The organism is Bacillus sp. MYb56 (assembly GCF_002976445.1).
GTDB classification, from domain to species: domain Bacteria; phylum Bacillota; class Bacilli; order Bacillales; family Bacillaceae_G; genus Bacillus_A; species Bacillus_A mycoides.
Genome location: NZ_PCOH01000001.1, coordinates 238,952 through 264,571 on the forward strand (window position 1 = coordinate 238,952; position 25,620 = coordinate 264,571).

Annotated in this window: 21 protein-coding genes and 2 pseudogenes; 10 read left to right on the top strand and 13 right to left on the bottom strand. The window is 33.4% G+C overall.

Features of this window, described 5'->3' with window-relative positions:
• Nucleotides 1–50: 50 nt before the first annotated feature.
• Nucleotides 51–1,610, top strand: coding sequence for a glycoside hydrolase family 10-like protein (locus CQ058_RS01155; RefSeq protein WP_002035110.1), 1,560 nt, complete (start codon nucleotides 51–53; stop codon nucleotides 1,608–1,610).
• Between the two features lie 56 nt (nucleotides 1,611–1,666).
• On the opposite strand, the gene CQ058_RS01160 is transcribed toward CQ058_RS01155, so the two are convergent.
• From CQ058_RS01160 to CQ058_RS01170, 3 genes are all read right to left on the bottom strand, one after another.
• Nucleotides 1,667–2,500: a DUF3974 domain-containing protein gene (locus CQ058_RS01160; protein ID WP_002035109.1), complete on the bottom strand. Its 834-nt coding sequence runs from the start codon at nucleotides 2,498–2,500 to the stop codon at nucleotides 1,667–1,669.
• A 24-nt stretch (nucleotides 2,501–2,524) separates the two neighbouring features.
• Entirely contained in the window at nucleotides 2,525–3,637 is a 1,113-nt protein-coding gene (locus CQ058_RS01165) for a toxic anion resistance protein (RefSeq protein ID WP_002085564.1), read from the bottom strand.
• 348 nt (nucleotides 3,638–3,985) lie between these two features.
• The gene (locus CQ058_RS01170) at nucleotides 3,986–4,579 is read right to left on the bottom strand and encodes an O-methyltransferase (RefSeq protein WP_002085565.1); all 594 of its coding nucleotides are present in this window, start codon (nucleotides 4,577–4,579) and stop codon (nucleotides 3,986–3,988) included.
• 305 nt (nucleotides 4,580–4,884) lie between these two features.
• Between CQ058_RS01170 and CQ058_RS31660 the strand changes: the two genes are divergently transcribed.
• The gene (locus CQ058_RS31660) at nucleotides 4,885–5,043 is read left to right on the top strand and encodes a hypothetical protein (protein ID WP_002085567.1); all 159 of its coding nucleotides are present in this window, start codon (nucleotides 4,885–4,887) and stop codon (nucleotides 5,041–5,043) included.
• 35 nt (nucleotides 5,044–5,078) lie between these two features.
• On the opposite strand, the gene CQ058_RS01180 is transcribed toward CQ058_RS31660, so the two are convergent.
• The 3 genes from CQ058_RS01180 to CQ058_RS01190 form a co-directional block, all read right to left on the bottom strand.
• Nucleotides 5,079–5,948 (bottom strand): sigma-70 family RNA polymerase sigma factor, encoded by an 870-nt coding sequence (locus CQ058_RS01180; protein ID WP_002141760.1) that lies wholly within the window; start codon nucleotides 5,946–5,948, stop codon nucleotides 5,079–5,081.
• A complete protein-coding gene (locus CQ058_RS01185; protein WP_002141759.1) occupies nucleotides 5,926–7,236 on the bottom strand; it encodes a phytoene desaturase family protein in 1,311 nt (436 codons plus the stop codon). Before CQ058_RS01185 ends, CQ058_RS01180 begins: the two co-directional genes overlap by 23 nt.
• Nucleotides 7,237–7,330: 94 nt before the next feature.
• Nucleotides 7,331–7,636 carry a luciferase domain-containing protein gene (locus CQ058_RS01190; RefSeq protein WP_002035104.1) on the bottom strand — a complete coding sequence of 102 codons (306 nt, stop codon included), beginning with the start codon at nucleotides 7,634–7,636 and terminating at the stop codon, nucleotides 7,331–7,333.
• Nucleotides 7,637–7,841: 205 nt separating this feature from the next.
• On the opposite strand from CQ058_RS01190, the gene CQ058_RS01195 reads away from it, so the two are divergent.
• Both CQ058_RS01195 and CQ058_RS01200 read left to right on the top strand, forming a co-directional pair.
• On the top strand, nucleotides 7,842–9,230 hold the full coding sequence (locus tag CQ058_RS01195; RefSeq protein WP_105589386.1) for an HD domain-containing protein: 1,389 nt from the start codon (nucleotides 7,842–7,844) through the stop codon (nucleotides 9,228–9,230).
• A 293-nt stretch (nucleotides 9,231–9,523) separates the two neighbouring features.
• A complete protein-coding gene (locus CQ058_RS01200; RefSeq protein WP_002189603.1) occupies nucleotides 9,524–10,156 on the top strand; it encodes a cupin domain-containing protein in 633 nt (210 codons plus the stop codon).
• Between the two features lie 619 nt (nucleotides 10,157–10,775).
• Here the strand turns inward: CQ058_RS01200 and CQ058_RS32670 are convergent.
• A pseudogene (locus CQ058_RS32670) lies at nucleotides 10,776–12,078 on the bottom strand (exosporium glycoprotein BclB-related protein).
• Between the two features lie 477 nt (nucleotides 12,079–12,555).
• Here CQ058_RS32670 and CQ058_RS01210 point away from each other — a divergent pair.
• Nucleotides 12,556–12,846, top strand: coding sequence for a DUF4183 domain-containing protein (locus CQ058_RS01210; protein ID WP_002189596.1), 291 nt, complete (start codon nucleotides 12,556–12,558; stop codon nucleotides 12,844–12,846).
• A gap of 65 nt (nucleotides 12,847–12,911) precedes the next feature.
• Here CQ058_RS01210 and CQ058_RS01215 read toward each other — a convergent pair whose 3' ends face one another.
• On the bottom strand, nucleotides 12,912–13,967 hold the full coding sequence (locus tag CQ058_RS01215; RefSeq protein ID WP_105589388.1) for a DUF4183 domain-containing protein: 1,056 nt from the start codon (nucleotides 13,965–13,967) through the stop codon (nucleotides 12,912–12,914).
• A 323-nt stretch (nucleotides 13,968–14,290) separates the two neighbouring features.
• Between CQ058_RS01215 and CQ058_RS01220 the strand changes: the two are divergent.
• Nucleotides 14,291–14,741, top strand: a pseudogene (locus CQ058_RS01220) (BclA C-terminal domain-containing protein).
• 322 nt (nucleotides 14,742–15,063) lie between these two features.
• On the opposite strand, the gene CQ058_RS01225 reads toward CQ058_RS01220, so the two are convergent.
• Complete coding sequence (locus tag CQ058_RS01225; protein ID WP_002031987.1) at nucleotides 15,064–15,621, bottom strand: helix-turn-helix domain-containing protein; 558 nt, start codon at nucleotides 15,619–15,621, stop codon at nucleotides 15,064–15,066.
• A gap of 117 nt (nucleotides 15,622–15,738) precedes the next feature.
• On the opposite strand from CQ058_RS01225, the gene CQ058_RS01230 reads away from it, so the two are divergent.
• Both CQ058_RS01230 and CQ058_RS01235 read left to right on the top strand, forming a co-directional pair.
• Nucleotides 15,739–16,323, top strand: a complete 585-nt coding sequence (locus CQ058_RS01230) for a LysE family translocator (RefSeq protein WP_002189594.1) — start codon at nucleotides 15,739–15,741, stop codon at nucleotides 16,321–16,323.
• A 174-nt stretch (nucleotides 16,324–16,497) separates the two neighbouring features.
• On the top strand, nucleotides 16,498–17,358 hold the full coding sequence (locus CQ058_RS01235) for a hypothetical protein (protein WP_002031983.1): 861 nt from the start codon (nucleotides 16,498–16,500) through the stop codon (nucleotides 17,356–17,358).
• Between the two features lie 709 nt (nucleotides 17,359–18,067).
• Here CQ058_RS01235 and CQ058_RS01240 read toward each other — a convergent pair.
• Entirely contained in the window at nucleotides 18,068–18,598 is a 531-nt protein-coding gene (locus CQ058_RS01240) for a hypothetical protein (protein WP_002031980.1), read from the bottom strand.
• Nucleotides 18,599–18,870: 272 nt separating this feature from the next.
• The gene (locus CQ058_RS01245; protein ID WP_002012876.1) at nucleotides 18,871–19,896 is read right to left on the bottom strand and encodes a YheC/YheD family endospore coat-associated protein; all 1,026 of its coding nucleotides are present in this window, start codon (nucleotides 19,894–19,896) and stop codon (nucleotides 18,871–18,873) included.
• Between the two features lie 194 nt (nucleotides 19,897–20,090).
• Between CQ058_RS01245 and CQ058_RS01250 the strand changes: the two genes are divergently transcribed.
• A complete protein-coding gene (locus tag CQ058_RS01250; RefSeq protein ID WP_002031975.1) occupies nucleotides 20,091–21,311 on the top strand; it encodes an ATP-grasp domain-containing protein in 1,221 nt (406 codons plus the stop codon).
• Nucleotides 21,312–21,573: 262 nt separating this feature from the next.
• A complete protein-coding gene (locus CQ058_RS01255; RefSeq protein ID WP_206703300.1) occupies nucleotides 21,574–21,861 on the top strand; it encodes a tyrosine-type recombinase/integrase in 288 nt (95 codons plus the stop codon).
• A 65-nt stretch (nucleotides 21,862–21,926) separates the two neighbouring features.
• Here CQ058_RS01255 and CQ058_RS01260 read toward each other — a convergent pair whose 3' ends face one another.
• Both CQ058_RS01260 and CQ058_RS01265 read right to left on the bottom strand, forming a co-directional pair.
• Nucleotides 21,927–23,723 carry an ABC transporter ATP-binding protein gene (locus CQ058_RS01260; protein ID WP_105589389.1) on the bottom strand — a complete coding sequence of 599 codons (1,797 nt, stop codon included), beginning with the start codon at nucleotides 23,721–23,723 and terminating at the stop codon, nucleotides 21,927–21,929.
• The gene (locus tag CQ058_RS01265) at nucleotides 23,716–25,470 is read right to left on the bottom strand and encodes an ABC transporter ATP-binding protein (RefSeq protein ID WP_002168397.1); all 1,755 of its coding nucleotides are present in this window, start codon (nucleotides 25,468–25,470) and stop codon (nucleotides 23,716–23,718) included. The genes CQ058_RS01260 and CQ058_RS01265 overlap by 8 nt, the downstream gene beginning before the upstream one ends.
• Nucleotides 25,471–25,620 lie beyond the last annotated feature (150 nt).

Here is a 25,620-nt window from a genome sequence, read left to right on the forward strand (position 1 = left end):
CCTAACATCATATATTATTTTAAATAATCGTATAATAGGGAGGCGTATAAATGATTATGAAACGTTTAGTAATGATGTGCTGTATCGTCATATTGTTTACTCCTTTCTCTTTCATTTCCCCTCACTCTACTTATGCTGAAGTAAATACTACTTACAAAAAACATGAATTACGCGCTGTATGGCTAGCATCTGTTCTCAATATTGATTGGCCTTCAAAAACTGGCTTACCTATTGAAAAGCAGAAACAAGAATTTATAAGACTATTAGACGATGTAAAAAACACTGGTATGAATGCAGTCGTTGTACAAATTAAACCGACTGCTGATGCTTTCTATCCTTCAAATTACGGTCCTTGGTCTGAATACATTACGGGTACACAAGGAAAAGACCCTGGATACGATCCGCTCGCATTTATGATTGAAGAAGCACATAAAAGAAATATAGAATTCCACGCATGGATTAATCCATACCGAATAACGATGAATCACACTGATATAAATCGATTATCAAATAATCACCCTGCAAGACAACATCCCGATTGGGTTGTACCTTACGGCGGGAAGCTATATTACAACCCTGGTATTCCAGATGTGAAAAACTTTATAACGGAAGGCGCTTTAGAAATCGTAAAAAATTATGATGTTGATGCAATTCATATGGACGATTATTTTTACCCTTATAAAGTAGTTGGCGAAGAATTTCCTGATCAAAAAACATTTGAATCATATAATAATGAGAATTTTTCAACTATCGAAGATTGGCGTCGCAATAATGTAAATGAACTCGTAAAAGGTTTAAATACTGCTATAAAACAAGAAAAATCATACGTGAAATTTGGCATTAGTCCATTTGGCGTATGGCGAAATATAGCTGACGATCCAACTGGCTCTAATACAACCGCAGGTCAAAGAAACTACGATGACCTTTATGCTGACACACGTGAGTGGATACAAAAAGGGTACATTGACTACATTACACCTCAAATATATTGGAATATAGGTTTCACACCTGCTGCATATGATATATTAGTAGATTGGTGGGTAAAAGAAACAAATAACAAACCGATTCACCTATACATCGGTCAAGCGGCTTATAAAATAAATAACAACTCTGTGCCTGCTTGGTCTGAGCCAGAAGAATATCCAAAGCAAATCGCTTTAAACCATCAATATCCACAAATAAAAGGTAGTATGCATTTCAGTTTAAAAGATATAAATAACAATCCACTTGGAATTAAAGATAGACTCTCAAAAGACATATATAAACACCCTGCATTAATTCCACCTATGCCTTGGCTTGATCATGATCCGCCAAAACAACCTACTTTAAAAGGTGCCATTCCAAGAGATGAAGGTATTGCCGTAGGAATAATTGACAATAGAGATAATGACTCTTCTTATTACGCCATTTACCGTGTGAATGGAAAAAATGAAGTGGATATACAAAACCCAAAACATTTACTTACTACTGTAAGAAAAACAAAACTTGGAGAAATTTACGTAGATAAAACGGCTATTTCTGGAGAAACGTATACGTATGTGGTAACTGCAGTTGATCGATTGCATAATGAAAGCATTCCTTCTAGTTTTACTACCGTTAAGGCAAAATAAAATCTCAAAAAAAACGCCTTAAAGCTGAGAAATACTTAGCTTTTAAGGCGCCTTTTTTATTTATTCTTAAACTTCTCAGTCGCTGCTCTCATCTTCACATTCAAATCATGATCAATGGAGTCGCGAATATCACGCTCTACTACTTCCATTTCTTTTTGGAAATTTTGCAAGTATATTTTTAGTTCTTCTTCTTTTTCAGGACGTTGTGAAGGTGGTAATTGTACCACTAATGATAACATCGCTGTTAAATCTTTCATTAAGAACGTTTCAAGTTTATGTTGTTGTTCAAACATGCGTTGTTCTTGATAGTACGGCAATGCATTTAATACTGAAATTGTAATGTCATCAACTGTTCTTTGTAGTGAAGGATTAATCGAGCGTTTATATGCTTGAATTGTATTTAATGCATCTGGATATCGATCATAGAAATACAATTTATAAAACGATAAGTCTGTCGGTTTTACAGTTTGCTGCGTTTCTTGTCTTAAGAAATCTTTCACTTTCATCGCGGCCACATCGATATCTTCATTTGTAAGCTTTTTCGTTGTTTTTGCCATTACATGCACTTTTTTCTGTTTTTCTTTCGGTAACATTGAAAATACTTGTTCTCTCGTACGTTGACCTGATGTACAGAAAAGAGTATTCAATGTATGTTGTTCTTTCTTTCCTTCCGTACGAATCCAGCGATAAAAGAGTGGATGTTGCGTAAACTCTTGTAAAAACGGTGTCGATTTGTTTGATAATTTCTCAATGGAATCTTGTGCTCTCTTATATGGTTTCGTCCATGAAAAATAAAGTTTACGTCCGAAGTATACAACTAAAACAACGACAGTAAATGCGATTAAAAGTAATGATCCTAATAGTAATAATACTCCTTGAATGAAACTCATTTTTTCACCTCCTCTAAAAGTCTGTTATTTCCTTGGACGCTGAATGAGTTTCTGCTTCATCTCATCATTAAATGTATCTAGTTCAATTACAAATTTCTTACTAGACTCAATAATACGTTCTGACGATTTCTCAGATGCTTCAATAGCGGCAAATACATTTTGGAATGATTCACGCAATTTATCCATGCTAATTGCAGGATTTTCTAGGAGTTTTGTTGTTTCTTCTGTATTTTGTTTTAATGCTTGTGAATTGCTTAATACCATTGATTCAATCGCTTCATTTGTTGCATTAACAGCATCAATTGTTTTACGTTGATTTGTTAATGCGAGCTGAATTGCAGCTGAAACCGTTATAACGTTTTGCGTCATCGTAATTGCATTACGAATTGCCTCTGATAGCTTTTCATTATTTTTCTTAATGATGTCTACAGATGCGATAGATTGTAATAATACACTTTTTGCTTGTTGCATATTACGAGTACGCACAAGTATCTTTTCTAATGCATCATTTATTAACGGAATATCCCTTTGACGTTCTGGATTTTGTTTCTCAGCTTCAAGCATACCAGCAAGTTTTCTTCCTAAGTATACTTGTTTATCAAGAGCGTGAATTTTATCGTGTGATTGCTCTTTTAACATTTCAAGACCAACCGTATCCTCTTGCAAGTTATCACGGCCAATGAGAAGTGATCTTATAATCTCCTCGATTTGCTTATCTATAGATTGATATTTATGCACGTAATTTTCAAGCGGATTTTTCTTAAACACTTTAAACATAAGTTTCTTCATACCAGTTGCTTTTAATGAGTTTGGATCAAGTTCTGATACCACTTTTCGTAATTCTAACAATGTATTTGGAATTTCTTCATTCTTTCCATTCATCATCGCTGTCACAGGACGTTTTAAAGCTGATAGCGTTTGTCCTGCCGCTTGCTGCTCTTTATCCCCTAAGTCTCCAAGCTGCGACAATACTTTTGATAAATCTGTATTTTGCTCGCTATTTAACTTTTGTACATAAAGATCTGCTTCTTTATTCAGTTCTTCAAGTTCTGCATCTTTTATTACTGTATCCACTACTACTTCTACATTATTATCTTTCACAATCGATACAGGTTCTTTTTTCTCGAGTTCAGTCAACAAAATCGCTCCTTTATTTATATGTGCGAATTTATGTGCACTATATTTCATCTAATATATCGTATTTCATATACATTTTTGCTTGCTTGAAATCGATTTTTCAAGAAATACCTGCTTATGCAGTCATTCCCTGTTTCATAGTATAAGTATACCTGTTCTCGTCATTATTTTCCTCAGACTTAAGACCTAGAGAACAACATACTGAAGACGGATTCTTCATAGCTTACCTTACTTATCACCACTGACTATTAATTTGAAATTCCATTTAGTTACCTTCTTAAATTCATACAATGCTCTATCTTTTGACATATACTATCTTTCAATGTGATAATTATTTTAGGTCCACTTCTAATTATTCTTCCGCGCAACAAATGCTCCCTTTTGAAAAGCTAATAACACGGTTTCAAACGTAACGTCTTCTTCAATCATCTTTATAAATCCAGCTAATTCCCCCGCATGAGAAGTTGCATTATCAATTACAAGAAAACCTTTTGGCTCTAAAATACGTTTTATATGTTCCCACCACCACATGTATTGCGTGCGCTCTGAATCTAGGAAAATAAAATCAAATGAACGATCTACTTGCGAATCTAAAAATGCCCCAGCCTCTTGATTATGAATATCGATTCTCTGTGTAAGATTTGCCCTTTCAAAATTTCCAAGTGCCTCTCCAACCCGTTCTGAAGAAAGTTCTACAGTTATAACATTTCCATTTGTTTCTTCTACCGCATTTGCTAGCCACAATGTAGAATAGCCATTTGAAGTTCCAATTTCTAAAATTTTTTTTGCATTGCAGCCCTTTACTAATACTGATAAAAACTGCCCCATTTCACGAGAAATATTTCTTAATTTTTCTTCTCTTTTTTCTTTATGTCGATCATGCTCTTCTCCATATTGTTCAAGTTGCAATAATAATGAATCTAGAGTATTCATTTTCTCCATCGCCTTTCCAAGCAATATGATGAAAAAGTACATGATGCCCGTCTACTTTTCATTATATGCGAAATGCACACCTTTTTCCTGTTATACGACAAAGAATTAAAATTTTTTATAGCATATTGTTTCGTTTTTTGGTAAAGTTAATTTCTACGTGCAATTATTTAATTCACATTATTTTACAATCAGTTTTCAATTATAAGATAATCTAAACCCCATTTAAATGAATCGGTATTTCTAATTCAACTAAGCGCCCTTTTCGGACGCATTTTCTTTTGTTTATATATTTCTGTAAGAAAGGATGCTTACACATGAACGTGATTAACTTAGATGCTGCTAGAAGACGTAAACAGCATAAAAAACTAATGATAACTATACCGATTATTAAACGCATTTATGAAGAAGACGGGGAAATTAAATTCGAGGTAGCCGGCGAAAAAGATGTACCTCTTGAAATGTTAGAAAAATAAAAAAAAAGACGCACTTCTAAAGAAATGCGTCTTTTTTATACTATTACATTTAAGTGCATAAGTTTTTCTGGATTAACCATCATATAAATGTTTGAAATTTTCTCATCCTCAAATATGAATGAAAGTACATACGTCACTTTATTATTTATTGTAACTATAACGCCTGGTGCACCATTTACTATTTTGAAATCAACACTATACTTTTCTGGCAATCGTTTTGCAATTCCAAAGAACAAACGTATAATTTTATCTGCAGAATAAATCGGATTAATTGCAGTTGTAACTTTACCACCACCATCTGCTTTAAATATCGCATCTGTTTTTAAAACTTCTAACATGCCTTGCGTATCCCCACACTGCAATGATGATACAAATTTCTCCACGTAAGCAGCCATCTTCTTCGTACTTAATGTTGACTGCTTCGGCTTATCTAAAATACTTTTTCGTGCACGTTGAAAGATTTTTCGGCAATTCACACTACTCTTTTCTACAATCGAAGCGATTTCTTCGTAGTCATAACTAAAAACCTCTCTTAATATGAAAACAACCCTCTCTACCTCAGTCAGTTGTTGTAAAAGTAATAAATATGCCGTAGAAATTGATTCTTTCATTACAAATGACTCTGATGGATCATCAATCTCTTCCACAAATGGCTCTGGCAACCACATTCCGACATATACGTTACGTTTATGTGCTGCCGAACGTAATTTGTCAATTGAGCGATTTGTTACCATTTTACATAAATAGGCTCTCATATTTTCTATAGATTGAACGTCCTCCATATTATTAAACGATATAAATACGTCATGGACGATATCTTCAGCATCCATAACACTCCCAAGGATTCTATATGCTAACGAAAATAATAATGGTTGATACGCTTCATATAACTGCTCCGTTTCCATGATGAACTGCCTCACTTTCAAATTTCTTTAAAATGTGTAACGCTGCACGTTTCCCGCTTGCTACCGCAGCATCAGCTAATATTTCATCATGCCCAGCCCAATCTCCTGCAACGTAAACACCTGGCATTTCAGGTATACTAGGGCCTGGTTTTTCAACACGGTCAATACGAGGAAAATCATGTACTACCGTAATTTTCGGTAAATATTGCTGTGCAACAACTTCTCTTTTCCAATTCGGATGTAACAATTCCATCATATTTTCTAACTGTTCTTTCTCTTCTTGAATATGATTCAGTTCTAGTACAGGGTTATGGTATTTAATTAGACTCACTACAATTGATCCATCTTCACTCAATTTAGCTGCTCTCGATTGATTCGTGAAAAATATAGGTTGATCCAATCCCAATGCAAAATGATGCAAAGGATTCGGTAATTGTTTTAAACCAATATCTAACGCTGCCACGGTCACTTGTGTAGATTGTTCACTCCATTTTTGCAAACTTGTTCCTTCTGTACCTTTTATAATTTTACATGCCTCTTTCGGTGGAGTTGTTACAATAACTGCCCCAGCTTCAAATACTTCATCGTCAAAACAATGTATTCTTTGTTTTCCTTCACAATGCTCTATTTTTAAAACATGCTTTTTAGCCAGAAATTGTACACCACTAGTATTCGCTATTCCTCTTAAATTTGTTATTATCGTCTCCCAACCACCATCTACATAAAGTACTCCTTCTTTCATAGAAAGCTGTATTTGCTTTAGTACGGAAGATGCTAATTGTATTGTAGGAGCATACGTATATGTTGTTGTTCGGCATAATGCATAAAATATATTTCGAACCATTGGATCTTTAATTTCATTTTCTGCCCATGTAGTTAGGCTTATTTTCGGAACTTTTTCTAAATCTAAGTTTCCTAAATGAATCATAAGACGAGCGAACTGTACTTTTGCAGACCATGAAAGTAACGGTGTTGATAAAATAGAGCGAAAATCTGTTGGAATGGTATAAATATCCCCTTTCCATATTCCATGTGCTTTTGTAGATGGGATTCCACCTGGAAGATTTACTCCTAGCTCATTAAAAGTTATAAACGCTTCTCCACCTCTATATAAAGCATGTGCACCAAGATTCATACAAATGCCGTTTTTATTTATAGTCATCCCTCGACCACCGAAGTGACTGGACTTTTCTAATACAATAACTTTCCTTCCAGCTTTCGCTAAATATATAGATGCTGTTAATCCAGCAAGCCCACCACCAACAATTGCTACATCAAAATGTTTCATAATAAAATCCTTCCTTATCCGTTCTACATACAAGACGAACGATTAAGGAGGGATGTGACATGAAAATATATTTTTCCTTATCTATTTTATTTCATTATTTTTTTATTCTGTCATATTGCATACGAAATAACTCAATTGCAAATGGAATATCCTCTTCACTCTTTATATAATAACTTATCCATCCTGATTCAGGTAATACGTGATGTGGTTTCACCAATCCTTGGCTCACTAATTCATCCCGCTTTACCTTTGGAAATGGTAAATCAACTAACTTATCGCCATGCAAATGACCAAGTTCTTTCTTACCATAATTTATTTCAATACCACCAAATCGATGCGGTTTTTCAGAAACACCTGCCCAGCCAAGTACTTCATTTCTAATCATTTCACTAAATGACATGAACCTTCACCCCTTTTTAATGATTGATGTAATATTAAATTAACATGTTCATTACTTTTTTCCATCAATCCAAAGTATGAATGGATATACGAATATAGTTTAATCTCAATATCTTTATTTTTTTACACACTTAAAACAATTTCAAAGGGTATTTATTCTATTATATAGAATTATTATTAAAAATAAATTTAAGGGATGGATATATATGAGCAAGGTATTATTACAAAAGGCAAATTATCTACGATCTGATGAATTAAAGCTTTTGAAAAAAGCTATACATTTTGCAGAGCAAGCACATGATGGACAATACCGTCAAACTGGAGAACCATATATTATTCACCCTTTCGCGATTACAGAAATACTGCTAAATTATAAAGCTGACATTACAACATTGATTGCTGCTTTATTACACGATGTTGTAGAAGATACCGAATACTCTCTAGAAGAAATTGAATCACATTTTGGTGCGACTATTCAATATATTGTAAATGGATTAACAAAAGGAAAAAAACTACAAGATCAAAACAAAGTATTATACGAAGCAATTAATTTCAAAAAATTACCAGTATCCTCTCAACAAGATATACGTGTTGGCATTATTAAAGTTATAGATCGCCTTCACAATATAAAAACATTGAGTGTTAAAAAACCCGCAAAACAAGTAGCTTATGCGAATGAAACATTAACACTATTTGCGCCACTTGCAAAGCGATTAGGGTTATATACAATCCAGCATGAATTAGAAAATCTTGCTTTTCAATATCTACATAAAGAAAGATATACTGAAGTACATAAATTTTTAACCGAATATGTGCCACACCTTCAAAAAAATATAACTCATTTAAGAAAAGGAATACATTCTTTTTCTAATACAAACCTTTCATTTGAAATAAACTATGAGTTTCCCCCAGTATATACTGCATATTCACAATTACAAGAAATACAAAATGTATCAGGTATTTCACAAATTTGTATTACAACTACAAGTGTACTAGATTGCTATAAAATTCTTGGAATAATACATCAATTATATAAACCAACTATAAACTATTTCGAGGATAATATAGCACTTGAAAATAGCCATTTTAATAACAACTTAAAAACTAAAGTCAATATGAATGATGCTGAACAAACAATTATCATTCAAACACAAATAGCAAAAACGTTGAAAGATAACGGTATTTTTTCTTTATTGAATGATAGAACTGCAAATATTCAAGCAATATCTTATAAAATAATGGATGATACAATTGTGAATAACAATTTATTAACTACAGATCCAATCACTTTCCGTAGTTTAGTATCGTATGAACTATTTGAAAATACTATTACAGCTTATACTACAGATTTACAACCAGTTTATTTACCTGATGGTGCTACAATCATTGATTTTTCTTTCTCTGCATTTCCAAAAATTGCACATAGCATGAAAAAAGTAAAAGTAAATGGGATGCCTGTTCCACTTAAAACAAAGATATCTCATTTAGACGTAATTGAAATCCATTTTGATTTAAAACAAAACTTGGCAATAGAATGGCTAAATTACGCCAATACTGCTAAAGCACAATTAATGATTCATCAAAAACTATCTTAAATAAAAGGCCAATTCCTTTCTATAAGGCATTGGTCTTTTCATATAACGTAACCATTAAAATATACGAAATAAATTTCAATATTTTTACTCCTAACCTAACATCAATAATTCCGACTTTCATTAGTTCGCTCTAATTTTTATCCGTATTTACATTATGAGAAATAAGAAGCACAACCTATATTCTTTATAAAACAGGTGAATTTATTATGATACAGACAAATACACATAACTAACGCTAGGCACATATCCTAAAGTTGTATCCATACTTACCTATAGAAAGGCAGGTAATACGATTGACTTCTACTATTGACTACACCTCTCCTTCAACGAACTTCACTCATGATTTAAGTAAAAGTAATTTTTTTAAGAAAGATGCCCAAAATTATATAAATGTACTTGGCATAAAACAATTAAACACTTTAGAAAATACTTCTTTATTAGATATTTATTTAAGTACAGGCAACGTTGTAGAACCACATATTCATCAAAATGCAGCTGAACTTGTCTACTGTATTTCAGGATCTGCTGTTGTTTCTTTACTTAATCCATTTACGAATCAAATATTAAACTTACCGATAAAACCAGGGCAAGTTGCCAACATTCCACAAGCGTGGTGGCATTATGAAATTGCTTCAGCAGATAATACTCATTTATTAGCTATATTCGACGCCCCAACCCCAGAAGTTATTTTTGGTTCTGATATTTTAAGATTAACTCCCGCTAATATGATGGCTCATACTTATTGCCTCAATGAACAACAATGGAAACAAGCAGTATCCCCAATTCAATCCACTACGGTAATTGGTCCTCCCGGAAACTGTAATCAAAACCGCGACATGATAAATCAGTCAACTCAGCCCCCTACTCAACAACAAAATCTATATTACCAAGATTCTTATTACTTCCCTCTATACTGGGGGTATTAATTAGTATCATTTTAATAGAACCACCATTTATCTCCTCGGAAAATATCGAGGAGATTTTTTATCGTAACAATTAATAGAGTACATACATATAATATTTATATATTTAATTGGAGGTGATAGTACTATGAGTAATTATAACTATCGAAAAAACTACTCTAATAATAAAAATAGTAGCTCTTCAGCATCCTCTCAATCTTCGAACTCTCAATCTTCCGATTCCCAGTCACAAAGAGATTTAGCCGAGCAAGGCTATGTAAAGAAAAAAGGATGTAACTGTAATAAAAATAAATAGTTTATTACTAATTTGAGCAATGACATTTCACCGCTCATGATTAACAATTTAACCCACTAGTATATAGTTTATTTAATGGATGAATTCTGTTTTTAATAGAATTCATCTTTTTTGTTTATATGTAATTTTTCAAACCATATAACTTATTCCATAAACAATAAAGTGTAAATCATAAATTTTGATTTTTCTTATATACCAACTTAACAAAGAGTAACTTTTCAATTGATTTATTTCTAATTTCCCACAAAAAATATAGCCCCACCTAATAAAATTAGGTGGGGCTATATACAAATGCCTGTTTAAATTTCAAACAAACATTGTAACAAGTTAGACGATATTAATACCTGCACTTACAAATCCAGCAACTGCAGCTATTGGACTAGCAGCTGTTAATGAAACATATAATAATACTTTATCCCCAGCGGCTACCGGAATTGCTTCAGGTATGATACCTGATGCTGTAGCACCAATCGCTATTACAGCAAATGCTGGTGCTAATAATAAAGGTGCGCCCTGTACTGTAAACGTATTACTTGCTGCAGGTGCAGTTAATATTTGTATCTGCACTTGAACAGGTGTTAATGGAGCTAATGCAGCTGTTGCACTAAAGAAACCTGCTAACGATGTAATAGTCCCTGCGCGTGGTGCTACAAATGCATAATCACCTATCCCTAACGCTAATGTGATACTTGTTCCACCCGTTAAAGCTATGCCAGGCTGACTAAATCCAAATCCAAGAAGAGTTCCTGTATTAGCTATTATCGCGTTAACTAACGCAGATGGTGTTGTACCTGAAGCAAACGGAATAATAGCTCCGCCACCAGTTGCTCCTGTTGCTCCTGTTGCTCCTGTTGCTCCTGTTGCTCCTGTTGCTCCTGTNNGCTCCTGTTGCTCCTGTTGCTCCTGTTGCTCCTGTTGCTCCTGTTGCTCCTGTTGCTCCTGTCGCTCCTGTTGCTCCTGTTGCTCCTGTTGCTCCTGTTGCTCCTGTTGCTCCTGTTGCTCCTGTCGCTCCTGTCGCTCCGCCTCCTGTTGCTCCTGTCGCTCCTGTCGCTCCTGTTGCTCCTGTTGCTCCTGTTGCTCCTGTTGCTCCTGTCGCTCCGCCTCCTGTTGCTCCTGTTGGACCTGTTGGACCTGTTGGACCTGTTGGACCTGTCGCCCCTGGAGTAGCATTGATTAATTGAATTAATAAATTAAAAAGAAGTTGTAAAGTTGCAGAATCAACATTTGAGTTGCAGGATATAGGGATAAGATCTAAAGCGAAGAAGAATTGTGCAAGGGCGCTATAAAATTGTTGCAATAATGTTGACAATTGTCCTAAATTAGGTGCTGGAGATTGTAATAAAACTATAATACTTTGAGTTAATTGTTTCAAAAAATTAACTTCTGGAGAAGGTAATAAGGAATTTAAGAAAATTAAAAATTGATTAAATAAATCGAGTAACGCTAATCTGTTTGCATTACTTGGATTTGCAAAAAATGCTGAAATAGCTGATACTAATGAGTTTAGTAAAGTAATTAATTGACTTAATTGTTCCCTAGTAATAGGAACTGACTGTGGATTTTTACAACAATCTGCTGAAAAAACAATTGGATTGCAGTTATTATGACCAAAACAATTATTATTTGACATTTATTTCCTCCTTACTTTTCTTATAGTTGAGTGTTTTCCTATTCTAAGAACTATAAAAGATGCGATTGTAAAAAGTAGTTGAGTTATATGTTTCTCTTAAAATAGGAAACATGAATTAGAATCAAACTTGAAAACGTAATTTAATTATGTTCATGACTCACATATTAATTATATGTTTTTAATAATTGACTGCTTAGATTAAACACCTAAACTTAAGAGTTTATTTTATTTTTCCACGTTTATCTATTAGGTCCAAAAGCACATTTTCATTTAAAAATTAAAACATAAATAAATCATTAGCATATATTCCACAAGTAACAACATCATTCTTTCAACTAATTAAAAATGATACCTTTACTAATATTGTGTTCCTTCTATAATCATGAAGCCGTTTCTATTATAAAAAACTTTCATACAATATAGTGGACAAGTTATTCTATACTTCGTTCAAAAAATAATTAAAGGAGTGAAATTTAATTGCCAATTATTCAACCATTTATCGCTTCTAGAAGATTTACATCTACACTAGGAGCTGGAACAGGAACAGGTGCAGCTTTTGCAATTACTGCAACAGCTTGTTTAAACGATGCCGGTACTACTGCAACTGCCTTTCCGACTTTTACGTATTACAACCTCTATGTAAACGGGATAATTCAACCTAGCGTGAACTCCAGTGTCACCACAGGTCCTACTGGTGCTATTACAATTCCTGGCGGAGATGTATTAGACGGTGGAATCCCAATAACAATTGAATTTATCGTCACTTAATTTTAACTAATGTAATTTAGAACAAAAAAAGACAGATTCCTTTTTCCATTAAGAATCTGTCTTTTTTAATTAATAATAATAAATTGTAGGATAATTGAAGATCCTTGTGAGGGTGGTTCATCATCTAATAAAGTTAACTGACCAGCTGTAACTTCATAAAAAGGTTGTGGTTGAAGAATTCCATTTATAAATAGATTAATATAAGAAACTTCACTTGGTGATAAGATTTGTGTTGTACCGTATTGTGCTATACCATCTGCATTAGTATATATAAGTTTTTCCCCATCTGAAAAAGTAAAATATAATAGGTTTGTTGTTGGGATTATTCCCGGTATTCCCGTTGGGCCGGTTATTCCTGTTTCTCCTGTTTCTCCTGCTGCCCCTGTTTCTCCTGTTACTCCCGTTATTCCTGTTTCTCCGGTTGCCCCTGTTTCTCCTGTTGGGCCGGTTACTCCTGTTATTCCTGTTTCTCCCGTTTCTCCGGTTGCTCCGGTTGGGCCTGTTTCTCCTGCTGCCCCTGTTTCTCCGGTTGCTCCTGCTACTCCCGTTATTCCTGTTTCTCCTGTTATTCCTGTTTCTCCGGTTGCCCCTGTTTCTCCGGTTGCTCCTGTTTCTCCTGTTGCCCCTGTTTCTCCGGTTGCTCCTGTTTCTCCTGTTTCTCCGGTTGCTCCTGTTGCTCCGGTTGCTCCTGTTTCTCCTGTTTCTCCTGTTTCTCCGGTTGCTCCGGTTGCCCCTGTTTCTCCGGTTTCTCCGGTTGCTCCGGTTTCTCCGGTTTCTCCGGTTTCTCCGGTTTCTCCGGTTGCTCCGGTTGCTCCGGTTACTCCGGTTTCTCCGGTTTCTCCGGTTGCTCCGGTTGCTCCGGTTGCTCCGGTTGCTCCGGTTGCCCCTGTTTCTCCGGTTTCTCCGGTTTCTCCGGTTGCTCCGGTTGCTCCGGTTGCTCCGGTTTCTCCTGTTTCTCCGGTTGCTCCGGTTTCTCCTGTTTCTCCTGTCGCTCCGGTTTCTCCTGTCGCTCCGGTTGCTCCGGTTGGAAAATTAATAGACGGAAGAGGTGGAAATGTAGGACCAATATTTTTAGAATCCATAACTTCCTTAGACATTGGTAATTTGTCATATCGATTCAAATTTGCATCTCCCTTCTATAGTATTTATTAAATGTTAGATGTTCCGAAATGTTAAAAGAATTATCTAAAAAAATACTATTAATCTCTCGATTAAAATCTTTGTACAAAATCAAATTTAATGTAATTTACTAAAAATGAATGTATTTTAAACAGCATGCCGTTACTATAAAAAATATTATTAATAGAATATATGAAAAGTATCTCCTTTATCATAAAAATGAGGTGATTTTAATTAAAAATAAAGATAGAGAAAATCCCCAAAATAATGACATACAATTATCCTTCCTTATAGACTAACTAGTCCTACTGGTAGTACTGGACCCATGAGTAATACCGGACCCACGGGTAGTACCGGCATAAACGTTACAACAAATTCTATGTTTGCAAATAATACAGTGGATGGAACAGTTTCAGTTGTACTAGGGTGGTACTAACATACTACTCTCAAACAATCAAAGCCTTGATAGCTTTGCAGTCAATAGTGCAAATGATTTATTTACAGTCCCTGTAACGGGACGTTATTATCTTTCTTATCAAATTAATACTACAATTGCACTTCTTGCGGGTTCAAGACTACTTTTAAACGGATCTACATCACTTCTGAGCTCAATTCTATCTCCTGCCCTATCTACTTCAAGTTATAATAATAATTTAATTACAATATTAAATGCAGGTAATACTATTTCTCTTCAATTATTCGGTCTCTTATCAATTGTCAATTTAATCGGTGGTGGATCAACTGGCGCCTCTCTAACAATTATACGAGTTGATTAATAAATGATTCATTTTTTCTTCTTAGCTTTAAATGCCATTCCCCTATATAGATAGTAGAAACTATCTATACTAAATATTCCGGATAAACATTATCAATTTACTCTATACGCTATCAATGTTAAGTTATTTATGAAGACGGTTTCTCCTTTACGAACCATCTCAATACGTATTTGAGAAATATTCTCCAATCCTATACGCGAGAGCAATACTGTGTTGACACTCAAATGAGTGTCTTTTTTTTAAAATTGTAATAAATAAAACCATCTCTTATAGATGGTTTTATCAAAACATATCTCTTTATATTCTAAATAAAATAGCAAGTTTATGAAGCTGGATAATAAATGGTCATACTTAACCGAGTTAGCGTTCGTCCGGAATTATGATAAGAGTGCGGTCTATCCGCCTTAAAGCGAATTGAATCTCCGCTATTTAATGTATATTGACAATTATTTATTTCAATTGTCAATTCTCCCTCAAACACCGTTATAAATTCTTCGGTCCCTTCTTTATGGCCTTCCGAACTTAATTTTCCTTCCGTTTCAATTTCAACCGTATAGATTTCAAAGTTCCTATCATCTTGAAAAGGAAAAGAAGGATACACTTTATATCTCCCATTGTCTTCTGATAATACTTGAACATCGTTTCGTAAAACCACTTTCGTATCAGGCTGTGGATTATTAATTAAAGACGTAAAAGACACTTTTAAACCATTCGCTATCTTCCATATTGTTGTTAGTGTCGGGCTTGAATCTCCTCTTTCAATTTGTCCAATCATCGTTTTACTCACACCTGTTAATTGGGAAACCTTTTCTAAACTTAATTTTTCTTTCTCACGTATTGCCTTTATATTTTTCGCCAAAATAAGTTGAATTTCTTCCATAAAAAAACACTCCTACACTATATACAATATAACGACCGTTATGTATAATAAAAAGCACACGTTATATTGTTCTTTTCGGTCATTATAACACACGAAAAATACTTAGGGGGTTTTGAAATGCCTTTATTTTCTTTTTTATTATTTGTTTTTATTAGTAGCTTCACACCCGGTCCTAACAATTTTTTAGCTATGACATACGCAAATCAACTTGGTTTGAAAAGGAGCATGCAATTTTGCTTTGGAGTAGCTTTCGGTTTTTTCCTCCTCACTTCTTTATGTAGTTTCTTTAATATAGTACTAATTAATATTTTACCTAAAATCGAATTACCTTTAAAAATTTTAGGAGTAGCATACATGCTATATCTAGCTATTAAAATACTTACTAGTAAAGGCAGTACAGATCCCGATGAAAAAGATAATAAAAACTTATTTACAGTGGGGATTTTTCTTCAGTTTGTTAACCCTAAAGGGATATTATTCGGACTGACTGTAGTTTCTACTTTTACTCTCCCTTACTACAATTCATATTCCAGTTTTCTACTTTTTTCATTATTTTTAGGAGTAGTCGGTTTAATGAGTACATTTAGTTGGAGCCTATTCGGTTCAATGTTCCAAAAACTTTTATTAAAACATACTCAATTATTTAACATCATTATGGCTGTTTTATTGGTTTTCAGTGCTATATCAATCGTTATAAGCTAGCTCTATACTCATTCTAATTCTTATATTTTGTTTAACTGAACCAAACGCTACAGTACGTATATCTTAAGCTTTTTCTCTTATTCTCCTAAATAAAACTTTTTTCTACCTTGTACAAACAGTTTTTATCCTCATTAAATACAATATATAGACAAATAAAAGATAGGAGATTAAAGAATGGCTGATTTTTTTTATAAACATGGTAAAAAGTACTATAAAAACTATTCATATTCTCACAATAAAAAAGAGAACTGTTTCACTAAAACGCATACGATTGCTGGCTCAAATATACCGTTAGATATTATTGTACCAGCTAACACTTCAAGAATAGTTTTTGAAGATGCTACTAATAATCACAATAAAACATTACTGCAGTTTCATGTTCCTGGTACTTCTGCACCAATTGTTGTAACTATTCGTACAAGAAATTCTCGTAGACCGATTACCGCTACAATAGCTTCAGGTGAAACAAGAATTCTTCAAGTAGAAAATTTTGAAAGCCTCACTCTCACAAATAATAATAATACAAGTAGCGACATTGGTATTTTTATTCAAAAAACGTTTTGCATCTGCTGTGATGACCAAAATGATTACTATGCAGAACAATCACATTCTCTTAACCAAAAGAGTAACTGTTTTATTGAGACTCATACCATAGCCGGTTCGGGAACTTCCTCAACTGGAAATGTACCTCTAGATATTATCGTACCCCCTAACTCTTCAAGAGTGGTTTTTGAAGATCTTACTATTAATCACAACAAAACATTACTTCAAATATCTGTTCCTAACGATTCCGGTCCCATTGAAGTAACTATTCGAACAAGGATTTCTAACACACCAATTATCGCTACGATAGTTCCTAATGAAACAAGGATTTTTCAAGTAGAAGATTTCCAAGAACTTACCCTCACAAATAATTCCGATTCCTTTGATTTTATTGATATATTTATCAATAAAACGTTTTGTATTTGCTGTGATGACCAGAACAACCCTTGCGATGAATGTAACCATGAATACGACAATGATTATGATTGTTAATTTTAATGAAAAAGAAACCTTTTTATAAAGGTTTCTTTTTCATTAAAACAACTAACATCCGATAATATACGTACTTACTTATCTACCGTTTCTCGTTTCTTAATAAAATAGCATTTTTGTTTATAAATTTTACACATTTAAAGTAGACAAGCATATGTTATTATATGGAGATTTCCTCCACTCATAAGTTTCTTATCTTTCTAAGAGTACGCTTATAGGCGTGCTCTTTTGATTTTTTATCCAATAACGATTTTTATATCCACACGCTTCTTACTAAGCTTCATTGCTAAATAAGGTTGGATATATTTTTTCTATTTTTGAATGTATAATCCAAAACTTATTACTAGAAACTGTACAAATACTAATAGCTCTTCAAAAAAAGAAGCACATGCTTCTGTGGCAAAAGACAATTCGAGTTGACGAATTTGATTTTTCGCATCATCAAAATCAGAAGCTACAACTTTTTATTAAATACAACTTCAGCCTTATGACCTTGCAGTATATATTGACAATACTTTAGCTAGTCATAGAAAACCTTATAGATCAATCGCAGTATATAAAAATCCAAATACTTCTCAACGGATAGGATTATGGACAGTATATGATCCATCAAGATATTTAATATATTCCTAATTTGGTTGGGTAAGTAATAGACCAATTAATCCATAATAAGAAAAAGAGGCTGCGAAATAATTACAGCCTCTTTTCTTTAATCGCATTTTTCTATTTGGTCGCCTTCTTCACCTGCATTTTCTGCCGAACTATCCGTTCCGCCTCCTACTGCATGTTGCTGTTTAGTATTAGAGCTTTCGATGGCAGCGTTGGTTCCCGCTGCACTGTCTTCTCCACCACCACTTGCCACTTGAGTAGCACCAGCCTGTTCCTTACGGGTTTTATTAATTTGATTATTGATGATAAGTACAAATTCTGCCTCTTCATCCGAAGTTTCTTTTTTCATTTTATGCGGCTCAATCTGGTCCCCACTAATTCCTTTATTTATGGCTTCGCCTCCAGCGCCCACCGTTTCTTGCTGTCGGGTATTCGATGAATCGATTGCTGCATTACTTCCTGCTGCACTATTTTGTCCGGCTCCACTGGCAATTTGTGTTGTATTCGGTGCAAATGTAATCTGATTATTAATGACAATGACAATTTTTCGTTTATCAGCAAGATTTCCCAAATTAATTTCTTCTCCATCTTTTTTTACAAATCGAAACGTGATTTTTTCATTGTTTTCCATATTCTCCCCCCTTTGTAGTATTAAATGACTGGAGAATGATAATGGATTGGACAAGCGTATTTTTTTTATAAATATGTGACCCCGCCCACAATGAAGGATGTATTACCAGGTTCCGGTATTTACCTCGTATTAGGTACGTTGGCTTGGCGACAGTCCCGCATCCGCCGAATTTCGGAATGCATGGAGAAAAACCTTATAGGAGATATAGAAAGAGAGATTAGTAGAAACATTGGTATATAAAGGTTTCTAGGTTTCATTATATTTTCCTTTTCTTATTTATATTTATCAGCCAAATATCTAGCATAGTGAACTAAATTTCTAGCTACATCTAATTCAAGATTAAATATATTAGGTACCCCTGGTCTCCAATTCACCTCAAATAACCACAATTTTTGATCCTTATCAATCCCTACATCAATTCCTAACTCATCAAATAGTATATCCTTATATAAAGAATTAAAATGGTTAGAAAAAGTTACTGCAAATCGTTCTAAATACCTTTTAATATTATACCAATCGTTATCAAACTCCGCTTTTAAAAAAACATCTAAATAAGTACTATAACCACCCTTAGCCATATTTGATACAATACTTCCTAATGGACCTATTCTCGGGAATATAGAAGTAACAACCCACCTGCCTTCCCCATTTCTTTGAACATGCAATCGAAAATCATAAACATGACCAGATTTCATTTGACATGAAATAAACTGTTGAATTATGTAACCTTGCTCTTGAATCTTATCAGATATAAAGCTCCGTAATTGTTTTTTATTAATAGATGAAATTTGTTCTGACTCATTCATACTGTAATTCATCCCATTTTTTTCAATGAAAATAATACCACTACCTTGATGTCCAGAAATTGGTTTAATAATAAGTTTTTCATAACGATTAATCATGTCAAAAAACTTATTAACATCATTTAATTCATAAAAAGGAATAAGATATTGCTTAAATTTTTTCGCTCTATTTATTCTGTTATATACACTTAATTTATTTCCAATTGAATGACTTGTAAAAGGAACTTTTTCATGTAGATAATCATAGATTTGCTGATTTTTATCACTAACATGAACACTTGCATTGTAAATAACATCTGGAAAAGAAAATTCTTGTTCAATCCACTTACCATTTTCATAAGTTTTACCTAAAATCTTCTTCGTTTCTATATTTACTTTTCCTAAAGTAAAATAAAAAAATTCCACACCTTCAGCTTTAGCTACAGCAGCATAAGTATATGCTTTCTTTACGTCATTCGGATCTTTCCGATGATGAAGCATACCAATTATAGTCATGTTAGTTCTTCTTCCCTTCTTTCTAAAGATTTTTTCAAAACAAATATCAAATTCATTATATATATATTCATGTTCTTCCTCATTCAACCATTTTTCGAAAAATCCAGAACAAGCTAAACCTCATTTTAATATTCTACCTATAGAAATAATAAACCTGAGATTTTATAAAATGATAAAGGTTAAGGTGACATAAAATGGATACTATCGTTTTCATTGAAACAAATAAATCTGGATCAAGTAGGGAAGCAATCAAAGCAGCTGAAAAACTTAATTTCTTTACTGTTTTATTAACTAAAAAAACAAAATTTATTAATGAACGCACTATATTCCCTGATGTACATCAGATGATTTTCACTGATATAAATGATTATGATAATATAATTACAACAATTGAAAAATTAAATAAATCAGGAAAAAACATAAAAGGGATCTTTAGTTTTATTGACCCTTTTGTTTATGTGGCTGCACGTTTATCAGAAAGATTTTGCTCAAATATTGTATCTACTAAAGCTATCCATCATATGGAAAACAAAATATTAACTCGTAATGTACTTAAAGAATTACCAATCTCACTCAACTATTTAATTTACAAACCAACAGAATCATTATCATCTTTTCTTGAAAAAACTAAAGAGATAAATTTCCCTCTTATTGTAAAATCCCCTAAATCAACAGGATCCAAAGATGTATTATTAGTAAAAAATAAAGATCAATTAATCTTATCTATACAAAGTCTTTTAAAAAAACTACCTAATGAAGAAATTCTACTTGAAGAATATATAGATGGACCTCAGTACTTAGTTGAAATTTTAGTTCAAGATGGAAAAGTCCATATTATAGCAGTAATTGAACAAGAAATTACACTTTTTGAACGTTTTATTGTTACTGGTTATTCTTTACTAGGACAGGTAGACAAAAGACTATATAATAGTCTTTTCAATGCAGTTAATTCTGTTATTCAGGCCTTTAATATGAAAAATGGAGCGTGTCATCTAGAACTCCGGAGAATAAAAGATGTTTGGAAATTAATTGAGATAAATCCCAGAATATCAGGTGGAGCAATGAATGACATAATTGAAATTGGACATGGAATCAACTTAGTGCAAGAGACTATTCAGTTAATGTTAGGAAATAAACCTTCACTAAATAAAAAACATTATAAATATGTGTACGCTCATTACCTAACAGTTAAATCTAAAGGAAAACTAATTCGAGTTACAGGGAAAAACCGTAGTTCTAAATATCCTGGTGTAGAGAAAGTTTATATAAAACCTAAAAAAGGAACTATCTTAAAACCACCTACATCAATGGGACATCGATGTGGATACGTTTTAGCTGCAGCCTATTTTAAAACAGAAGCTAAAAAAATAGCTTTAGAAGCAGCTAAAGAAATTTCATTTGAAATCCAAAAATAATAAATACGACATATATACACCAACTGATGAAAATATACTAAAAATCATATTTCTTATAATTTTAATTTCTTTACTAAATAGACGACTCCAAAATGTTTTAATTTATATATGATAAAATATATCCATCGCCGATATGTCCAAACATGTAATTTTCATAGCAGCAAAATTACAAATATACTTTTACAACATGATTCAAAAATCAATGAAGGAATGTTTTAAGTGAAAGGACATATTCGAAAAAGAGGAACAAAGTGGTGTATTATTGTCGATATCGGAGCTGATTCAGAGACAGGAAAAAGAAGACAAAAGTGGTTTTCGTGATACATTTAAAGCCTATTTGAAAAAATCCGAATTAAAAAACATTAGATTTCATGATTTACGCCATACTCATGCAACGCTTCTTTTAAAACAAGGAGTACATCCAAAGATTGTAAGCGAACGATTGGATCATAAAGACGTTTTCATAACCTTAAATCGCTATTCACATTTTTCACCTAGTCTGCAAAAGGACGCTGTTAAAACATTTAGTGAAAGGCTATTCGGATGGTAATGTTTGCAAATATAAAAAATGAGGTTTCTCTTTTCTAGAGAAACCTCACCACATCAATGTTTTTGTTAAAATTTAAACTGACTCGTATACAAATCAAAGTAAAACCCACCATCTTCCATGAGAGTTTCATGATTTCCTCTCTCTAAAATACTTCCATCTTTTATTACAAGTATTTGATCTGCTTTTTCAATCGTTTTCAGCCGATGAGCGATTACAAAACTTGTTCGCCCTCTCATTAAATTATTTAATCCAGATTGAATTTGTAATTCTGTTCTCGTATCAATATTAGATGTTGCTTCGTCGAGAATTAATATATCTGCATCTGCTAAAATCGCTCGTGCAATCGCAAGGAGTTGTTTTTGTCCTTGACTTAAATTCGAACCTTCTGAAGCAATTTCCGTTTCATATTGATTCGGTAGATGTTTTATAAAAGAATGTGCTGATGCTGCTTTTGCTGCTGCAACTACTTCTTCATCACTTGCATCTAAACGTCCATATCGAATATTTTCCATAATCGTTCCTGCAAATAAATACGTATCCTGTAAAACAACCCCTATTTTACTCCGCAAAGAATTAATATCATAATCCTTTATATCTTTTTCATCAATGCTAATTTGCCCTTTTTGAATGTCATAAAAGCGAGTTAACAAATTAATAATTGTTGTTTTTCCTGATCCAGTTGGACCGACTAAAGCGATTGTCTCCCCAGGATTCGCCTCGAGACTCACATCTTTTAAAATCATGTTGTCCTGTGCATATCCAAATGAAACTTTCTCAAGCCTAACATGTCCTTGTAAATTTTGTACAAGTACTGCATCTTTTTTATTTTGAATTTCTGGTACTTCATCCATAATTTCAAAGACACGTTCTCCTCCAGCAACTGCCGCTTGAATCGTATTCATTAAAGTTGCAAATTGACTAAGTGGTCTTGAAAATTGTCGAGAATAATTAATAAAAGCTGCAATGACACCTACTGTTGTCATTCCGTTTAATACCATTACCGATCCAGTTCCAATTACAAGCCCCATTCCTAAGTTATTAATAAAGTTCATACTTGGAAAAATAAATGCTGAAAACGTTTCAGCCTTCGTTGCTGAAATTCTTAGCTGTTCGTTAATTTCATTAAAGTTATGTACGGTTTCTTTTTCTTTTCCGTATAACGTAGTTACGTCTGCACCTGTAATAGCTTCCTCAATAAATCCATTTAATTCTCCTAAATCCTTTTGACGCTTCGCAAAGTTTTTCCCACTATAAGCAACTAGTTTTTTCGTAACGAAAAACATAATAGGTACTGTAATTAAAGTTACAATCGCTAAAATCCAATCTAGTGAAAACATCGCAATTGTTACACCTATAAACGTTAACGCTGATGAAATGATTTGCACAACACTTTGTGTCAAAGCTTGATTTAAGTTATCAATATCATTTGTCACACGGCTCATTAAATCACCTTGAGAACGTACATCAAAGAATCGTAGAGAAAGTGCTTGGATTTTTTCAAAAATATCTTGTCGTATTTTTTGTATAGTCTTTAATGCAACATTAATCATTACAAATGTTTGTAACCATGTTAATAATACGGTTATCCCATATATTGCAATGAGTAGCATGCACATTCTGGCTGTCCCGCTTAAATCCTTCGGTACAATGTATTCATCAATGATGACCCCCATATAATATGGCCCAAGTAAACCTAGTAATGTCGTGATAAATACAAGAATAATAACGAACATAAGAGATGCTTTTTGATACCCCATATAGTTCCATACTCGCATTATAGTTCCTTTAGTATTCTTAGTTTTTCCCGTTTTCGGATTGTTACGTCCACCTTTATTTCCAAATTGTCCTTGAAAATTACGCACGCTCTTCCCCTCCTTCTTGCTGCAGGCTACCACCTTGGGAAAGATAAATTTCCTGATACACTTCACAAGTTGCCAATAAATCCTCATGCGTACCATTTCCAACTAATTCACCGTTATTCAAAACGAGGATTTTATCAGCATCTATAATAGAAGATATTTTTGATGCAATTAAAAATGTCGTTGTGCCACTATATCTTGTCCTTAATGCTTCCTGTATTACAGCTTCTGACTTCGCATCAACTGCCGATGTAGAATCGTCTAATACAAGAATAGATGGCTTTCTCACTAGGGCTCTTGCAATAGATATACGTTGTTTTTGACCACCAGATAGATTGGTTGCACCTTGTGTTAAGTTATATTCATAAGAGTCTTCCAGCTTATTGATAAACTCAGTCGCACAAGCAGATGAAGATGCTAATTCCAATTCATCATAAGTTGCATCTTCTTTGCCATAACGTAAATTCTCTTCTATACTGCCTGAAAAAAGAAGTGCCTTTTGTGGAACGAAGCCAATGGAAGCACGAAGTTTTTGCAAATCGTATGCTTTCACATTAACATCATCTATACATATTTCACCTTGATCAACATCGTAAAGTCGTGGCAATAGTTTCGCCAATGTAGATTTACCACTTCCGGTCGATCCAATAATCCCTATTTTTTCACCTTTACGTACAGTAAAGGAAATATCTTTTAAAACATATTCATTATTTTTCGTATAACTATAGCTAACATTTTTAAACTCTACATTACCACCCACTTGTTTTGGTTCATATACGTCGCCTTCAGTTGTAATATCAACTTCAGTATGTAAGACTTGTTGTACACGATCAGCTGATGGAAAAGCACGGGCAATTTGAATAAATACCATACTAATAGACATAAGTGACATTAAAATGATATTTAAATAGTTAATAAAAGCTAAAATGGCCCCTACTTGGAGTGTACCGTTAAAAACTTTCTCGCCACCAATCCATAAAGTTGCTACAATTCCGCTATTTACAACTAGCATAATAATTGGCATCATCAATGAAATAATTTGTATTGCACGAATATTTATTTCAGTTAAACTTGTATTAACTTTCTCAAACTGTGCGATTTCATATTTTTGTCTTACATATGCTTTTATAACACGTACACCGGATAAATTTTCTTGTAGCTTTGTGTTTACTTTATCTAATGCTTCTTGTACTCGCTTAAATGAACCGCTCGATTGACCTGCAATCAATACAATTGCAACTAATAATACGGGTACCACAACAAGTAAAATTGGAAATAGGTCTCTCGCTGTTACAAAGACTATAATGATACTTCCAATAAATAATAACGGTCCACGGACAAGTACACGTAACGTCATCGTCATTGCCGATTGAATAGATGTAATATCATTTGTCACGATTGTTAATAATTTACCTGTTCCAAATGAATCACGATTTTTGCTAGAAAATGTTTCTATTTTCGCAAACACATCTTTTCGTATGTCTGTAGCGAAATTAACAGCAGCTTTTGTAGAATACATCATACAACCAAGTCCTCCAATTAAACCGATTGCTGCTGCTCCTATCATAAGAAGCCCCATTTTTATTACATAATTCAAATCCCGATTTGCAATTCCAACATCAATAATATGTTGCATTATTGTCGGTTGAATTAAGTCCATCGCAACCTCAAGTACCATAAATAGCGGTCCAATAATAGCGAAGAACATGTATGGTTTTAAATACTGTAACAACTTGCGAAATGATTTCATACACAATCTCCTTTTTTCATGAAATTACCATCGAATAATTTATAGTCCTCCTTATTTGAGCGATATAGTCTGTAATTTCTCCATTAGTCCTATTATATTAGGCAAATTAATATTTAACATTATTAAATGATAAGTTTTAAATCATTTTTA

Coding starts and splice junctions, on each gene's coding strand:
- CQ058_RS01155 (WP_002035110.1), top strand. CDS start 51: ATGATTATGAAACGTTTAGTAATGATGTGCTGTATCGTCATATTGTTT.
- CQ058_RS01160 (WP_002035109.1), bottom strand. CDS start 2,500: ATGAGTTTCATTCAAGGAGTATTATTACTATTAGGATCATTACTTTTA.
- CQ058_RS01170 (WP_002085565.1), bottom strand. CDS start 4,579: ATGGAGAAAATGAATACTCTAGATTCATTATTATTGCAACTTGAACAA.
- CQ058_RS31660 (WP_002085567.1), top strand. CDS start 4,885: ATGAACGTGATTAACTTAGATGCTGCTAGAAGACGTAAACAGCATAAA.
- CQ058_RS01180 (WP_002141760.1), bottom strand. CDS start 5,948: ATGGAAACGGAGCAGTTATATGAAGCGTATCAACCATTATTATTTTCG.
- CQ058_RS01185 (WP_002141759.1), bottom strand. CDS start 7,236: ATGAAACATTTTGATGTAGCAATTGTTGGTGGTGGGCTTGCTGGATTA.
- CQ058_RS01190 (WP_002035104.1), bottom strand. CDS start 7,636: ATGTCATTTAGTGAAATGATTAGAAATGAAGTACTTGGCTGGGCAGGT.
- CQ058_RS01195 (WP_105589386.1), top strand. CDS start 7,842: ATGAGCAAGGTATTATTACAAAAGGCAAATTATCTACGATCTGATGAA.
- CQ058_RS01225 (WP_002031987.1), bottom strand. CDS start 15,621: ATGGAAGAAATTCAACTTATTTTGGCGAAAAATATAAAGGCAATACGT.
- CQ058_RS01230 (WP_002189594.1), top strand. CDS start 15,739: ATGCCTTTATTTTCTTTTTTATTATTTGTTTTTATTAGTAGCTTCACA.
- CQ058_RS01235 (WP_002031983.1), top strand. CDS start 16,498: ATGGCTGATTTTTTTTATAAACATGGTAAAAAGTACTATAAAAACTAT.
- CQ058_RS01240 (WP_002031980.1), bottom strand. CDS start 18,598: ATGGAAAACAATGAAAAAATCACGTTTCGATTTGTAAAAAAAGATGGA.
- CQ058_RS01245 (WP_002012876.1), bottom strand. CDS start 19,896: ATGACTATAATTGGTATGCTTCATCATCGGAAAGATCCGAATGACGTA.
- CQ058_RS01250 (WP_002031975.1), top strand. CDS start 20,091: ATGGATACTATCGTTTTCATTGAAACAAATAAATCTGGATCAAGTAGG.
- CQ058_RS01265 (WP_002168397.1), bottom strand. CDS start 25,470: ATGAAATCATTTCGCAAGTTGTTACAGTATTTAAAACCATACATGTTC.